The organism is Clostridium disporicum (assembly GCF_001405015.1).
GTDB classification, from domain to species: Bacteria; Bacillota; Clostridia; order Clostridiales; family Clostridiaceae; genus Clostridium; species Clostridium disporicum_B.
The window spans coordinates 14,703-30,803 of sequence record NZ_CYZX01000020.1; the positions used below are offsets into that span (position 1 = coordinate 14,703).

The 16,101-nt window shown below is 28.9% G+C and carries 16 protein-coding genes; 13 read left to right on the forward strand and 3 right to left on the reverse strand.

Annotated features, from left to right (window positions below):
- Positions 1–88 precede the first annotated feature (88 nt).
- The 8 genes from clpP (at position 89) to ARA56_RS12805 (ending at position 8,280) form a co-directional block, all read left to right on the forward strand.
- Complete coding sequence (gene clpP / locus ARA56_RS12770; RefSeq protein ID WP_055267273.1) at positions 89–694, forward strand: ATP-dependent Clp endopeptidase proteolytic subunit ClpP; 606 nt, start codon at positions 89–91, stop codon at positions 692–694.
- A gap of 30 nt (positions 695–724) precedes the next feature.
- On the forward strand, positions 725–2,020 hold the full coding sequence (gene clpX / locus ARA56_RS12775) for an ATP-dependent Clp protease ATP-binding subunit ClpX (RefSeq protein ID WP_055267275.1): 1,296 nt from the start codon (positions 725–727) through the stop codon (positions 2,018–2,020).
- 152 nt (positions 2,021–2,172) lie between these two features.
- Entirely contained in the window at positions 2,173–3,828 is a 1,656-nt protein-coding gene (gene lonB / locus ARA56_RS12780) for an ATP-dependent protease LonB (RefSeq protein WP_055267277.1), read from the forward strand.
- 129 nt (positions 3,829–3,957) lie between these two features.
- Positions 3,958–6,285 (forward strand): endopeptidase La, encoded by a 2,328-nt coding sequence (gene lon, locus ARA56_RS12785; RefSeq protein ID WP_055267279.1) that lies wholly within the window; start codon positions 3,958–3,960, stop codon positions 6,283–6,285.
- Positions 6,275–6,865 carry a ribosome biogenesis GTP-binding protein YihA/YsxC gene (gene yihA, locus ARA56_RS12790; RefSeq protein WP_055267281.1) on the forward strand — a complete coding sequence of 197 codons (591 nt, stop codon included), beginning with the start codon at positions 6,275–6,277 and terminating at the stop codon, positions 6,863–6,865. Before lon ends, yihA begins: the two co-directional genes overlap by 11 nt.
- A 136-nt stretch (positions 6,866–7,001) precedes the next feature.
- Entirely contained in the window at positions 7,002–7,373 is a 372-nt protein-coding gene (locus tag ARA56_RS12795; protein ID WP_055267282.1) for a hypothetical protein, read from the forward strand.
- A gap of 24 nt (positions 7,374–7,397) precedes the next feature.
- Positions 7,398–7,688 carry a hypothetical protein gene (locus ARA56_RS12800; RefSeq protein WP_055267283.1) on the forward strand — a complete coding sequence of 97 codons (291 nt, stop codon included), beginning with the start codon at positions 7,398–7,400 and terminating at the stop codon, positions 7,686–7,688.
- 109 nt (positions 7,689–7,797) lie between these two features.
- Positions 7,798–8,280 carry a hypothetical protein gene (locus ARA56_RS12805; protein WP_055267285.1) on the forward strand — a complete coding sequence of 161 codons (483 nt, stop codon included), beginning with the start codon at positions 7,798–7,800 and terminating at the stop codon, positions 8,278–8,280.
- A 142-nt stretch (positions 8,281–8,422) separates the two neighbouring features.
- Here the strand turns inward: ARA56_RS12805 and ARA56_RS12810 are convergent, their stop codons facing one another.
- Both ARA56_RS12810 and perR read right to left on the reverse strand, forming a co-directional pair.
- A complete protein-coding gene (locus ARA56_RS12810) occupies positions 8,423–9,355 on the reverse strand; it encodes a hypothetical protein (protein ID WP_055267287.1) in 933 nt (310 codons plus the stop codon).
- A 77-nt stretch (positions 9,356–9,432) separates the two neighbouring features.
- Positions 9,433–9,840, reverse strand: coding sequence for a transcriptional regulator PerR (perR, locus tag ARA56_RS12815; RefSeq protein WP_055267289.1), 408 nt, complete (start codon positions 9,838–9,840; stop codon positions 9,433–9,435).
- A gap of 201 nt (positions 9,841–10,041) precedes the next feature.
- Here perR and ARA56_RS12820 point away from each other — a divergent pair, with 201 nt between their 5' ends.
- On the forward strand, positions 10,042–10,374 hold the full coding sequence (locus tag ARA56_RS12820) for a hypothetical protein (RefSeq protein WP_055267291.1): 333 nt from the start codon (positions 10,042–10,044) through the stop codon (positions 10,372–10,374).
- A gap of 121 nt (positions 10,375–10,495) precedes the next feature.
- A complete protein-coding gene (locus ARA56_RS12825) occupies positions 10,496–10,708 on the forward strand; it encodes a hypothetical protein (protein WP_055267293.1) in 213 nt (70 codons plus the stop codon).
- 41 nt (positions 10,709–10,749) lie between these two features.
- On the opposite strand, the gene ARA56_RS12830 is transcribed toward ARA56_RS12825, so the two are convergent.
- On the reverse strand, positions 10,750–12,216 hold the full coding sequence (locus ARA56_RS12830) for a nicotinate phosphoribosyltransferase (protein ID WP_055267295.1): 1,467 nt from the start codon (positions 12,214–12,216) through the stop codon (positions 10,750–10,752).
- Between the two features lie 131 nt (positions 12,217–12,347).
- Here ARA56_RS12830 and ARA56_RS12835 point away from each other — a divergent pair, with 131 nt between their 5' ends.
- The 3 genes from ARA56_RS12835 to ARA56_RS12845 all read left to right on the forward strand — a co-directional run bounded on the left by ARA56_RS12835 (position 12,348) and on the right by ARA56_RS12845 (position 16,095).
- Positions 12,348–14,342: an ATP-dependent helicase gene (locus tag ARA56_RS12835; RefSeq protein ID WP_055267297.1), complete on the forward strand. Its 1,995-nt coding sequence runs from the start codon at positions 12,348–12,350 to the stop codon at positions 14,340–14,342.
- A 90-nt stretch (positions 14,343–14,432) separates the two neighbouring features.
- Positions 14,433–14,846, forward strand: coding sequence for a hypothetical protein (locus ARA56_RS12840; protein WP_055267299.1), 414 nt, complete (start codon positions 14,433–14,435; stop codon positions 14,844–14,846).
- Between the two features lie 67 nt (positions 14,847–14,913).
- Complete coding sequence (locus tag ARA56_RS12845) at positions 14,914–16,095, forward strand: M20 metallopeptidase family protein (RefSeq protein ID WP_055267301.1); 1,182 nt, start codon at positions 14,914–14,916, stop codon at positions 16,093–16,095.
- Positions 16,096–16,101: the final 6 nt, after the last annotated feature.

Consider the following 16,101-nt stretch of genomic DNA (forward strand, 5'->3'; position numbering starts at 1 on the left):
GATTAGATATAATTTAAGTATAATTACTTTTGTCTATTTGGATATATTATTAAAGAAGGGTTTAAAGAGAAAGAGGAGGGAGTTTTACATGAGTAATTACGTTCCAATGGTTGTCGAACAAACAGGAAGAGGAGAAAGATCTTATGACATCTTTTCTAGACTTTTAAAGGATAGAATTGTAATGTTAAGTGGTGAAGTAAATGATGTTACATCAAACTTAATAGTAGCTCAATTACTTTTCTTAGAAAGTGAAGACCCAGATAAGGATATATATTTATATATTAATAGTCCAGGTGGGTCAATTACTGCAGGAATGGCTATTTTTGATACTATGAATTATATAAAACCTGATGTTAGTACTATATGTATAGGTATGGCTGCATCTATGGGAGCATTTTTACTTTCTGCGGGAGCACCAGGAAAAAGATTTGCGTTACCAAATAGTGAAGTTATGATTCATCAACCACTAGGAGGATTCCAAGGGCAAGCAACAGATATTGATATACATGCAAGAAGAATTTTAAAAATTAAAGAAACATTAACTAGAGCTATGGCTGAATCAACAAATGGAAAAGTTGACTACGAAACTATGGTTAAAATGTGTGAAAGAGATAACTTTATGTCTGCACAAGAAGCTAAAGAAATAGGATTAATAGATGATGTTATAGTTAGAAATGATATAAAGAAAAGCTAAAAGAGTCCAGAGCTAAAGTGAGGTGAAGTTATGGCTAAATTTGATGATAAAAAACAGTTAAAATGCTCTTTCTGTGGTAAAAATCAAGACCAAGTAAAGAGATTAATTGCTGGGCCAGGTGTGTATATATGTGATGAATGTATAGATTTATGTTCAGAGATTATACAAGATGAATTTGAGGAAAGCGTAGAAATAGATACAACTTCATTACCAAAACCAGCAGAAATAAAAAATTATTTAGATCAATATGTAATAGGTCAAGATAAGGCTAAAAAGGCGTTATCTGTTGCTGTGTATAATCATTATAAAAGAATTCAATCAAATATGATTGAAGATGATGTAGAGCTACAAAAAAGTAATATTTTACTTTTAGGACCAACTGGTTCAGGAAAGACACTTTTAGCTCAAACTTTAGCAAAGTTTTTAAATGTTCCATTTGCTATTGCTGATGCTACTACATTAACTGAAGCTGGATATGTTGGAGAAGATGTAGAAAATATACTTTTAAAATTAATTCAAAATGCTGATTATGATGTTGAAAAGGCTGAAAAAGGAATAATTTATATTGATGAAATAGATAAAATTGCTAGAAAGTCAGAAAATCCTTCTATCACTAGAGATGTATCTGGTGAAGGCGTTCAACAAGCTTTATTAAAGATATTAGAGGGAACTACAGCCTCTGTACCACCACAAGGTGGAAGAAAACATCCACATCAAGAGTTTATTCAAATAAATACTTCAAATATATTATTTATATGTGGAGGAGCTTTTGATGGTGTTGATAAAATAATAGAAAAGAGAACTCAATCTAGCTCAATGGGATTTGGTGCTGATATTAAATCTAAAGCTAATAAAGATGTTGGAACTCTTTTAAAATCTATTTTACCTGGAGACTTATTAAAGTTTGGATTAATTCCTGAATTCGTAGGTAGATTACCTATAGTAGTTACTTTAGAATCTCTAGATCAAAATGCTTTAATCAATATATTAAGTAAGCCAAAAAATGCTTTAGTTAAGCAATATTCAAAATTATTTGAGATGGATAATGTTGAGTTAGAGTTTACTGAAGATGCACTTAAAGCTATTGCTGATGAAGCTATAGCAAGAAAAACTGGTGCTAGAGGTTTAAGATCTATAGTTGAAGATATGATGATAGAAATTATGTTTGATATACCTTCTGATGAAAATATATCAAAGATAATTATTAATGAGGATACTGTAAAGAATAAAGAATTGCCTGAAGTTGTTAGATTACCTGAAAATGAAAAGCGTTTGGTTTTAAAACCTAAAAAAGCTAAAAAGAAAAAGGGTATGGAAACAGCCTAAAAAAAATCACCCATGATTTAGGGTGATTTTTTTTGTTAAAAATATTAAAAATATAAATTACTTCTGGAATATAACTATTTGAATAAGTCAATAATACAAATAGTTTTATTAAAGGGAGGGATAGTCTTTTAGGTAGCTAAAAGGAATAAGATATGAATGAAATAATGATGATATTACAATTAATAATGATAGTTCTTTTTATTGTATATTTATTTAACAATAATAAGGCTAATAGGTCAAAAACTGTAGTAATAGATAAAGAGAATAAAAAAGAAATGGATAAATTATTAAAATTAAGATCAATAAAATTAACTGAACCATTAACTGAGAAAAGTAGACCAAAAGAGTTTGAGGAGATAATAGGTCAAGAAGAAGGAATTAAAGCATTACAGGCAGCTATATGTGGACCTAATCCTCAACATGTAATAATTTATGGACCTCCTGGTGTAGGGAAGACTGCAGCTGCTAGGTTGGTTTTAGACAAAGCAAAGAAACAAGCAAATTCACCATTTAGAAGTGAAGCTAAATTTGTAGAGATAGATGCAACTACAATACGTTTTGATGAAAGAGGCATAGCAGATCCTCTTATAGGTTCTGTACATGATCCGATATATCAAGGAGCAGGATCTTTAGGTATAGCAGGGATTCCACAACCTAAACCAGGTGCGGTTACTAAAGCGCATGGAGGAATACTTTTTATTGATGAAATTGGGGAGTTACATCCAATAGAATTAAATAAACTTTTAAAAGTTTTAGAAGATAGAAAAGTATTTTTAGACAGTGCATATTATAGTTCAGAAGATAGTAATATGCCAACCTATATCAGAGAAATTTTTGAAAATGGATTGCCTGCTGATTTTAGACTCATAGGGGCTACGACTAGAAGTCCTGAAGAAATTATTCCAGCTATAAGATCTAGATGTGTAGAAATATTTTTTAGATCACTTCATACAGATGAAATTAAGAAAATAGCTGAAAATTCAATTAATAAAATTGGCTTAACTGTTTCTGATAAAGGTTTAGATATAATAAGTAGATATTGCAGTAATGGAAGAGAAGTTGTAAATCTAATTCAATTATGCTCTGGAATAGCAATAAATGATAATAGAAGTGAAATTTCAGAAGATGATATAAAATGGGTAATTGAAAATGGGCAATATTCAGAGATTCCAGATGTAAAGTTAAAAGAAAACCATAATAGAATTGGAGTTGTAAATGGGTTAGCTGTATATGGAGCAAATATAGGAATGATTATGTCTTTAGAAGCAACTGCTAAAAAAATTACAAATAGAAAAGGTGAGATAAAGATATCTGGTATTATTGAAGAAGAAGAAATTACTTCTAATAATAGAAAGATAAAAAGAAAAAGTACAGCTTATTCTTCAGTGCATAATGTATTAACTGCATTAAATAATGTATTTAATATAAATAGTGATAGCTATGACCTTCATATTAATATACCAGGAGGTGTTCCTGTAGATGGTCCATCCGCTGGTATTACAATAGCTACAGCTATATATAGCTGTATAATGAAAGAACCAGTAGATAATATGATTGCCATGACAGGAGAGATAACACTATTAGGTGATGTTAAGCCTATTGGTGGAGTTAGTGCTAAAATATTAGCAGCGAAAAAAGCTGGAGCGACAAAAGTTATAATTCCAGAAGAAAATTGGAGTGATAGTTTCGAAAACTATGAAGGAATAGAGATAGTACCTGTAAAAAATATAAAAGAAGTAATAGAGTTAGCTATTATATCTCAAAAGCTAAATGGAAATATAGATGTTTTATCAGCGAAAGCAGAATAAATTTTTTAGACCACCCTTTGGGTGGTTTTGTATTTTTTACATAAATAGAAAAGTTGAAAAAATATATATTTATGTGTATACTAAATTGGTTAGATAAATTTTAACAGTAAAGAAGAATGGAGGGGGAAAATGGAAAGAAGTCAAATAACTTTAGCTGTTATTCCGTTAAGAGGCATTACGATTTTTCCCAATATGATTATACATTTTGATGTTGGTAGGGAAAAATCCATAGCAGCTTTAGAAGAAGCAATGAAAGAAAATGGGGAGATTTTTTTAGTATCACAAGTAGATCCTGAGATAGAAAATCCGACTAAGGATGATGTTTACTTCATTGGAACTATATCAAAAGTTAAGCAAATATTAAAAATGCCTAAAGGTATTACAAGAGTATTAGTTGAAGGTATTGAAAGAGCTGAAATTGTTGATATATTAGATGAAGAAAAATTTATGAAAGCTAATATTGTTAAAATAGAAAATGAATATGTTAAAGGAGACGATGCTAAGGAATCAGCATATAGAAACCTTTTAACAAAGTCATTTAATCAATATATAGAAGCGGCTGATGTTGAAGGGAATAAAGCACCATTAGCAATAACTAAAGAAGAAAGCTTAAGTAAAGTAACTGATTTAGTGGCATCTTTTATTGAACTTGAAGATGATAAAAAGCAAGAAATTCTTGAAACACTTGATGTTTACGAAAGAATTGAAAAGTTAATTCTTTATATTACAGAAGAAATAGAAATTATTAATATTGAAAAAGAAATAGGGAATAAGGTTAAGGATAAAGTTGACAAGGCTAATAAGGAGTACTTCTTACGAGAACAGGTTAAAGTAATTCAAGAAGAACTTGGTGAAGATGAAGAGAAAAATGAAATAGAAAACTATAAAGAAAAAATAGCCAAGTTAAAAATGCCTAAGGATGTAAAAGAAAAGGTTGAATATGAACTTTCTAGATTAAAAACATCTAATTCTGGAGATGGTAATAATATAAGAACTTATCTAGATTGGATTATAGCCCTTCCTTGGAATAAGAGTACAAGGGATACTTTTAATATAGAAAAGGCAGAAGAAGTGTTAAATGCAGAACATTATGGTTTAGATGAAGTAAAAGAGAGAATATTAGAATATCTTGCTATAAAACAATATACAAAAAGTATAAAAGGACCTATTTTATGTTTAGTTGGTCCACCAGGAGTTGGGAAAAGCTCTATAGCAAAATCAGTAGCAAATGCAGTAAATCGTAAATTTGCAAGAATTTCTCTTGGAGGAGTCAAAGACGAAGCAGAAGTTAGAGGGCATAGAAGAACTTATATTGGAGCAATTCCAGGTAGAATTGTATATGCTTTAAAAGAAGCTGGATCTAATAATCCATTAATTTTACTAGATGAGATAGATAAGTTAAGTTCAGATCATAAAGGAAGCCCTGCAGATGCTTTGTTAGAAGTATTAGATCCTAATCAAAATATGAACTTTAGAGATAGCTTTATGGAAGTAGATATTGATTTATCTAATGTATTGTTTATTACTACAGCGAACTCTTTAGACACTATACCTAGACCATTATTAGATAGAATGGAAATTATAGAGATATCAGGCTATACTTATGAAGAAAAGTTTAATATAGCTAAAAATCATCTTATACCTAAGACTTTAAAAGAGCATAACTTAGACAAAGATACCATCAAAATTTCTGATAATGTAATAAAAGAAATAGTAAATAGTTATACTATGGAGTCTGGAGTTAGAACACTTGAAAGACAAATAAATAAAATTGTTCGTAAAGCTATAACTGATCTTATAAAGAACAATAATAAGAGTATTACTATATCAGCTAATAAAGTTGAAAAGTATCTAGGTCCTAAAATATTTGAATATGAAAAAATAGATAGAGAAGATAAGGTTGGAGTTGTAACAGGTTTAGCATGGACAGCTTATGGTGGAGATACTTTACCGGTGGAAGTTAGTGTTATGAAAGGATCTGGTAAATTAGATCTTACAGGACAATTAGGTGATGTTATGAAAGAATCTGCAAAAGCATCATATAGTTATGTAAGAGCTAATGCAAAGAAATATGGAATACCAGAAGACTTTTATAAGGAAAATGATATTCATATACACGTTCCAGAAGGTGCAGTACCAAAAGATGGTCCTTCAGCTGGCGTTACTATGACTACAGCACTTGTTTCAGCTTTATCAAATAAAAAGGTTAAGAGCAATGTTGCTATGACTGGGGAGATAACATTAACTGGAAGAGTACTAGCTATTGGGGGAGTTAAGGAAAAATGCTTAGCTGCTCATAGAATAGGAATAGATACTATAATATTACCAAAAGAAAATGAAAAACATGTAGATAAAATACCTAAATCAGTTAAATCTAAATTAAACTTAGTTTTTGCTGATAGAATTGATAAGGTATTAGAGAATGCATTAATTGGAGTTGAAAATAATGATAATTAAAACATCAGAATTTATTACATCAGCAGTGAAAAGAAATCAATACCCTGTAGATGTAAGACCAGAAGTTGCCTTTGTTGGAAGATCAAACGTAGGTAAAAGTTCTATAATAAATGCCTTAACTAATAGAAGAAAGCTAGCTAAGGTTTCTCAAACGCCTGGTAAAACTAGACTTATAAATTTCTTTTTAATAAATGATGAAATGTATTTAGTTGATTTACCTGGATATGGATATGCGAAAGTATCTAAAAAGGAAAAAGAGAGTTGGGGAAAAACAATTGAAACTTATCTAATGGAAAGAGAACAATTGAAAAAAGTAGTTTTATTAGTTGACTCTAGGCATAAACCTACTGCAGACGATATTCTTATGCATGAATGGATAAAACATTTTGGATATAAGGTTATAGTAATTGCAACAAAAAGTGATAAACTATCTAATAATGAAATTGGGAAAAGTAAGAAATTAATTAAAGAAACGCTGAAGCTAGGACCTGAAGACGAGTTCTATTTATTCTCATCAGTAAAGAAAAATGGGAAAGAAGAGTTAATAGATAATATCTTTGGAGATTTAGTAGAAGAATAAATAAAAAAACTGCCAAAAAGGCAGTTTTTTTTGTTATAAAATTTTTTATCAAAAATAAAACTAGTGTCAAATTATAAAAATTAGAATAGTATATAGTATAAAAATAAAAAAACAAAATCCTTAGGAGGAAGTAAGTATGCAAATGAATGACATTATTGATGGATTAAATTCTTGTGATTGTCCAACAGGCTTACAAGGTACAAATTTCAATAGCGTATCAGGTTGTGGTTTTGGAAGCTGGATATGGATATTGTTAATTTTATTCTACACTAATCAAGGAGCTAATTATGGTGGCGGAGGATGCTGCTGTAAGCCACGTAAAAATGATTGCTGTTGCTGTGGAAATAGTGGATACAATAACGCTGGATATGGTAGCGGATGTGGAGGATATTTATTCTTATTAGTTATCTTATTCTTATGTGGCGGTTGTGGTAATAACTTTGGAGGATGTAATACTTTTGGAAGTGGATTCGATCAAGGCTTTGATGCTTTGGGCGGATGCTGCTAGGTTATAGGAAGGAGGAGAGTATAAATGTCAAAGAAAAAAAATAGATGTTGTTGTGAAGAAGTATGCTGTTGCCCAAGTAATAATGCTGGTTATGGCGGAAATGGATGCTGTGGAAGTCAATTTGCAGGATTAAACAGCTGTGTTTCTCCAATTATATTCCTATTGATAGCATGTGGATCAGGTCTTTTAAGAAACAATAGATCTTTCTTGATAATACTATTATTCTTACTATGCGGAGGCTGTTTCGGTAATTTATTTGGAACAAATAATGCCGGTGGAAACGGATGTTGCTGCGAAAGCGATTGTTGCTGCTAGTATAGAGGATGGAGGGCCTTATGGGCCCTCCAAAAAAATATCTAAAATTATAACATAAATAATTAAAATACATATAATGAAAGTAAAGAAATCTCTAGGAGGAGGGCTTATGTCTAAAAAAAGACATAGAAAGAGGCAAGAAGTAAGTAGCACAAATAATAGTAATAACAATAATAATAGGCAACAGCAGATGAATTATAATAATCCTTTTGGAATTAATCCAAATCAATTACTAAGTATGTTTGGTAATATAGATATGAATCAAATAAATAGCATGTTACAATCTATGGGAGCAGATGGGTTTGATTTCAATAATTTTAATTTAGGATCTTTACAAAATTTAATGAATGGTATGGGAAGAAGCCCAGCACAACAACAAGGTCAACAAAATAGTAAACAAAGTCAGACAAATGCGCAAAGCAATAATAGAGTTGATAACCAGAATCAAAGCTTTGATGATTTAAAAGATTTAGAGTATGAAGATGATAACATACAATTACTAAATTCCTTTAGAAATATAGTAGGGGAAGAGAAAAAAGAGTTTATAGATAAAATTATAAAACTATATAATGATGGTGCATTTGAAGATTAATTTATTTAAAATGTATAAAAGCAGGGAATAGGGTTAATAATATAATTGTACCGGAGAAGTATTCTCCTATAGCAAATGAAGATTACATCTTCATTAAAGCTAAACCCCCCCATCCCCCTTTTAGGCCGCGTTGAGCGGCCTTTTAATTTTCTTTCTTTATACTAGATATCTTATATTCTCCGTATTGATTAATATCTGTTTTTACATTAAAAATAATTTCTTCTTTAGGTTTCGTAGAATCAGAAGAATTGACTTTTTCGAAAGATAGTCGCCAAATAATAGAGGAAGGGAGAGCGTTTTTATCCCAATTTATATCATAGAAATACCCATTTTGGAATGAATACCTATAATTTTCTTTGCTTAGATTCCAAAGAATTCCTAGTTCATCAGAGTTTATATATTCGGTGAAAATTCCAGGAGCATCTTCAATTTCATAATCTAGTTGAATCAAATCAATGAATTTTTGTATAACTCCTAATCCAGGAATTTGAAGTTTTGAAAATGTTATATCTTTAATTGTTTTACCATTAAAAATAAAAGATTCTGTTGACTCATCTCCTTTTTCTGAAAGTGCATATAAAATTTTAGGTGTTCTAGAATTTTCAGAGTCTACAATTCCAAAAATATTTTTTGAACAAGAGAAAACTTCTTTAAACTCATCATCGCACCATTGATAAATATAAGTTATAGGTTTTTGATTTTTAAAGCCAGTTAAAATTATTTCTGGAATACCATCTCTAGATAGGTCTAAGGATGTAATTTTTATAGATACAGAATCATATAAATCGATTAAAGCATCTCCATATAAGTCATTTTTTAGCACATATTCATTTTTAGAGGTTTTTACTTTTATAATATAATGTGAATTTTTTTTATCAACTACTATACTATCTAAAATTCCATCACCGTTATAGTCCTTATCATTTGAATTATGTATAGTTGATGAGATAAAAGATTCGAGAGAATCATTTTTAAAGAAAATTGAAAAAAATATAATTAAGAAGAGTGCTAAAAGAATAATTATAAAAAGCCATCTAAAGATTTTCTTTTTTTCTAATACAATAAACTTTACCATAATATCACCTCAATAAATTATATGAGAGGATATAAATATAAATTCATAATAAAAAAACAGTAAGTATTAAATAATACTTACTGACAACTTTCACAAACACCGTAAAAGAAAAGTTTATTCCATTTTATTTCGTACTTAGAATTTTCGGCTGCTATCTGATTTAAATTTGGGAATGAATCAATTTCTAAATCATCAACTCTACTACATTTTAAGCATTGAATATGGGCATGATCATTTACTGTAGCATCGTATCTAAAATTACCTTCACCTACATTAATTTCTTGTACTAAACCAACTTCAACTAAAGTTTTAAGTGCCTTATAAACTGTAGCTAAGCTCATTGTAGGATATATAGGTTGAAGAGCTTTGTAAATCGCTTCTGCAGAAGGATGATCCTTAGTTCCCATTAAGTATTGATATACAGCAAGTCTTTGAGGTGTAAGTTTAAGCTTCTTTTCTTTAAATATAGAAGTAATATTATCCATGTATATACTTCCACCTTTCTATTTTATTTAATTATATTATATGTTGGGAAATAGATATTTGTCAATAATTAATATTAATAGAGAGTAGTTTATAGAGTAGAAAATAATTAAATAATATTTTAAAAATTATTAATTATACGAATATGTTTAAGTAAAAATAATATTTATTATTATATAGATATATTTATAGGAGGAAGTATTATGTCAAAGTATAAGGTCGGAGATGAATTAATAATAGTAAATGATCCAAATGAAGAAAGACAAAAACTTAAAAATATGACTAAGCTTGTTGTAGATGGTGAATATGCAGAAATATCTTGGGGATTAAGAATAGTAAGTGTAGATTATGATAAACCGTATGTTACATTAACTTATAGGAATATAGATGGAAAATTAAATAAAGTTTTTGCTGAATGCTTAGATGCAGATAATTTTGATGCTGAAATGGTATTAGAAAAGGCATTATTAAAGGCTTTTCAAAATGAAATTATAAATATATCAGTATCAAAAAATACATTTAGAGTTAATAAGTAATTATTAATAAATTGTAAAATGTTAAAAATTTTATATTTTTGCTAAAAAATGCTTTATTTTTGTTAAAAAATAGATTATAATGGCCTTGTGATTTCGATTACAATTATTGGGGGTGGGGTTTGTGAGTAAATGTCCATTTTGGTCTTCAAAAAAAGAGAAAGTAAACTGTTATAACGAGTGCCCAATGTACCCTGTATCTAAAGATGACGAGGTATGTCCGTTTATAGAGCACTTAAATCACAATAAAGTAAGTATAAATGATTTTGATGATTTTGAGTATTCTCAAAATAATATTTATGATTTGTCTTATATGGGTATTAAAAATTATGATTAATGGATAATTAAGGAGTTGCTGATAATAGCAACTCCTTTTTCTTATTTTGACTGATTTAATAATAGTTTTTGTTTTAAAGACCATAGCTTAGTTGAAAGATCTACATAATATGTATGAGGATTTTCAAATCTTAATATTTCAGGCCATAATTTATTAGTTTCTACTTTCGCAAATTCCTTTATTTCTAGAACAGAAGGAGAAGTATATACTAGTGTACCTTTATCAAAGATTTTAACTAATAAATCTTTAACATAGAAATTAGTAACTTTTTTTCTTTTCCAAGTATGGATAGGATCAAAGATTTCATACTCTTTACTGTCATCTATAACTTCATCACTTAATGCTAATACGTCAGCTATAGCTATATTAGTATCCCTATCAAATAATCTGTAAATCTTTTTAAAACCTGGATTTGTTATTTTTTCATTGTTTTCTGAAATTTTAATTTTAGGAATTATAACATCTTCTTTTTCAACAGCAACTAATTTATAAACACCACCAAAAACAGGCTCAGATTTTGCTGTTATAAGTCTTTCACCAACACCAAAAGAATCTATACAAGCGCCTTGATTTATAACATCTCTGATAATATGTTCATCAAGGGAGTTAGAAATAATTATTTTACAGTCAGAATATCCAGCCTCATCAAGAATTTTTCTACACTTTTTAGTTAAGTAAGTAATATCACCTGAATCTATTCTTATTCCCGTTGGTCTCTTACCAAGTGGTTTTAATACTTCATCAAATACTTTTATTGCATTTGGTAAACCAGATTTTAATACATTATAAGTATCGATAAGAAGAGAGCAATTATCTGGATAAGTTTCAGCCCAAGCTTTAAATGCTTCAAATTCTGTATCAAAAAGTTGTACCCAACTATGTGCCATAGTACCAACTGCAGGAACATTGAAGTATTTATCTGCAATTGTACAAGCAGTTGAATCACATCCACCTATTATTGAAGCTCTAGCACCATAGATAGCACCATCATAACCTTGAGCTCTTCTTGAACCAAACTCCATAACAGTTTTACCTTCAGCTGCTCTACATATTCTATTAGCTTTTGTAGCAATTAAAGTTTGGTGATTTATTGTTAAGAGAATCATTGTTTCCACAAATTGCGCTTGAACCACAGGACCTCTTACTATTACTAGAGGTTCATTTGGGAATACTGGATTACCTTCAGGAATTGCCCATACATCACAGCAGAACTTGAAATCCTCTAAATACTCTAAAAATTCTTCTGAAAAAATATTTTTACTTCTTAAATAATCTATATCAGATGATGTGAATTTTAGATTGCTTAAGTATTGAATTAATTGTTCAACACCAGCCATTATGCAGTATCCACCACCATCAGGAACTCTTCTAAAATACATATCGAAGTAGGCTATTCTGTTTTCAACACCTTTATTAAAGTAGCCATTTGCCATTGTTAGTTCATAGAAGTCAACTAGCATTGTTAGATTTCTTTCGTTCTGAACATCAAATTTAATTAAAGTTTCCATAATTAGTCTCCTTTTTGAATTCTTAAAAATATTGTACATCTATATAGAAATTATTACAATATAGTAGTTAATAGAAAAAAGATTAAAGGTAATACTTTAGATAAATATAATGTTAAGAAGGAGAATATATTTTGAAAATAACCTTAGATAAATATCAGCAAGAAGCTGTTTATACAAAATATAAAAATGCTTTAATAGTTGCGGCTCCAGGATCAGGAAAAACTACTGTAATTATAAATAGGGTAAATCATCTTATAGAAGTTAGAAAAGTTAAGGTTGGAAATATTATAGTTATAACTTTTACCAGAGCTGCAGCTGAAAATATGAAAAATAGATACAAAAATACGTTTAATAAAGATATTGCACCATTCTTTGGAACATTTCATGGATTGTTTTATAAGATACTTTTAAGAGAAGGCTATGAGATAAATATAATTAATGATAATAAATGTAGCAATATAGTTAAAGGTGTATTAGGAAAATATTTTGATGATGTAAATGAAGATAAGGTTAAAGAAGTAGTTAATAATATATCAGGATTTAAAACTTCAGGAAAAAGCATAGAAGAATTTAAGTGTAGTATTTCTAAAGATATATTTATGGAATGCTTTAATGCCTATGAAAATTATAAAAAAAGAGAAAATTTGTGGGATTTTGATGACTTATCTATTAATGCTCTTCAACTTTTAAAAGGTAATAAAGAAATATTGATGAAATATAAAAATATTTTTAAATATGTACTAGTAGACGAGTTCCAAGATTGTGATGAATTACAAATAGAGTTTTTAAGGTTAGTAAACGGGGAAAATGAATTATTTGCTGTTGGTGATGAGGACCAATGTATTTATTCTTTTAGAGGATCTAAGCCACAGTATATGGTTGATTTCTGTAATACTTTTATAGATGGAAAAAAACTTTATTTATCTATAAATTATAGAAGTAGTAAAAATATAGTTAATATTTCTAAAAAAATAATATTAAATAATGAGAATAGAAATATTAAAAAGATTGAAGAATTTCATAACAAAGATGGGATAGTAAGATATTTAACTCCATATAACGAATTTATGCAAGGCGAGGAAATTGCTAATATAATAAGCGGTTTTAAAGAAGGTCAATATATGGATAATGCAGTTTTATATAGAACTAATATGGAAGCTAGAAGCTTAATAGATACTTTTACGCGAAGAAAAATACCTTTTGTGCTCTTAGATAAAGGATATAACTTTTTCAATCATTTCATATCAAAAGATATAATAAATTATCTTAAGCTATCTATAGATATAAAAAATAAAGAGTTGTTTTTAAGTATTATAAATAAACCGTTTAGATATATAAGTAAAGCTAATGTAAGTTATATAAATAATTTTAAAGAACATATGGATCCATTTGAGATACTTATAAACAAAGAGGATACTCCACCTTTTCAGTGTAAAAAGTTAGATGAGTTAAGAAGAGAAATTTTATATTTAAATAAGATATCTTTAGGTAGTGCAATTCAATATGTAATTTCAAGCTTAGGATATATAGATTATTTAAGGGAGTATGCAAATAAATATGGGCAGAATTTTGAAGAACTTGAGGATATGTTAGAAGAGTTTAAAGGAGCAGCTGAAGGGTTTAAAACTATAACAGAGTTTTTAGTTCATGTAAAAAATGTTGAAGAAGAGATAGAAAAATCAAAGGGAGATAAAAATGGGGTAATTCTTAGTACCATTCATGGTGTAAAAGGTATGGAATTTAAAAATGTATTTATTATAAATTGTGATGAAGAAACTATACCACATAAATCATCAATTGATGAAAACCTTGAAGAGGAGCGTAGATTGTTCTACGTGGCGGTTACAAGAGCTATACATAATCTTTATATATTTTCTCCTAAAACTATTAGAGGGAAGTTTTACGAGGCTTCTAGGTTTATTGCAGAAGGAGGATTTACTGAAGAAAGTCTTAAAGTAGAATATGGAGTAAAAAAAGGAGATTCTATATACCATAGAGCTTACGGAGAGGGTATAGTTAAAAGTTTAAAAGATGATAAGATAAGTATAAAGTTTAAAGATGGAGAAGAGAGAGCATTTTCTATTAGAGTATTAATGGAAAATAATTTGATAATAATTATGAAATAGAAGACGTAAAAATTATTTAATCAAAAATATAATTATTTTATCAAAATTTAGACATACTAATAATAGTTACAGTATGTGTGGAGGTATACAATGATAAAAGGTATTATATTTTTAATAATGTTATTAAATTTTTGTAATGTTCCATATACTTCAGAATATGAGGAGAAAGTCGAAAGTAGTTTTAATATGAATGAATATTATTCTCCAAAAGAAGTAATAAAGATTGATGAGATATTAGAAGATAAATCTGGTTCGTTGTCTGAGCAAGAAAAAGAAGCCTTAATAGAGTTAAAGGATAAACTTAATAGTTATCAAGCCTTAAGTCAAGAGGATATAGATTTTATAAGAGATTGTGATTTGAAAATTATAAGAAGTAAGCTAGGGGATGCAAAATTTGAAGAATATTTTAAGCTTATAAGTAAGAGAGCTACAAAAGAAGAATTTAGTCAGGATGAAAGATTAAGACTATTTCAATTAGAAAAAGAAATAAAAGGAATAAATTAATGCTGAATATTATTATAGTATAGTAGGGCTTTTTGACCTGCTATACTATTTTTATTTGGAGGAAGTTATGGATTTTAAAAATGATATAATAGACATTAAAGACGAGATTGTAAGGTTGAGGAGAATGTTTCATATGAAGCCAGAGTTAGGATTTGAAGAATATGAAACATCAAAAGAAATTAAAAAGTATCTCAATCAAGAAGGAATAGCTTATGAGAGTTATGCGAAAACTGGAGTCTGTGGAATTATTAGAGGGAATTTAGAAAGTAATAAAGAAAGAGTTATAGGATTAAGAAGTGATATAGACGCATTACCAATAGATGAAAATAATAAATGTAGCTATAAATCTACTGTAAAAGGGAAAATGCATGCATGTGGCCATGATGGACATATGGCAATACTTTTAGGTGTTGCAAAAATTTTAAATAAAAATAGAGATTTATTTGGAGGAACAGTAAAATTAATATTTGAACCAGCAGAAGAAACAAAAGGTGGCTCTAGATTTATGATAAAAGAAGGAGTTTTAAAAAATCCAGATGTAGATATTATGTGCGGCTTACATGTAGATGAAAATATAAATTCTGGCCAAATAGAAATAAAGCATGGAGCTGTAAATGCTGCATCGAATCCGTTTAAAATAGAGGTAATAGGCATAGGAGGGCATGGTGCTTATCCAGCTGCTTCTATAGACCCAATAGTAATTGCAAGTAATATAGTAACTGCGTTACAAAGTATAGTAAGTAGAGAAGTAAATCCGTTAAATCCAGCTGTAATTACAGTAGGTAGTATAAATGGTGGGACAGCTGCTAATATTATTCCAGAGAAGGTTACCTTAACAGGTATAATTAGGACTTTAAATAAGAATGATAGACAATTAGTTACAAGAAGAGTAAAAGAAATAGCAGAAGGTATAGGTTTAACATTAAGAGGAAAGGTAAATATAGAAATAGAAGAATCTTACCCTATGTTAATAAATGATAAAAATGCTGTAAGTAAGTTGAAGAATGCTGCCATAAAGATAATTGGAGAAGAAAATGTTTTAGAACAAGAATATCCTCATATGGGTGTTGAAAGTTTTGCTTACTTTGCAAATGAAGTGCCATCAGTATTTTATTTTTTAGGATGTAGAAATGAAAAAAAAGGAATAATACACCCTGCGCATAGTAGTCTCTTTGATATAGACGAAGATGCCTTAGTGATAGGGGTAGCTATTCAGTGTCAAATAGTATTAGATTATTTGACAAGTTGACGAAAT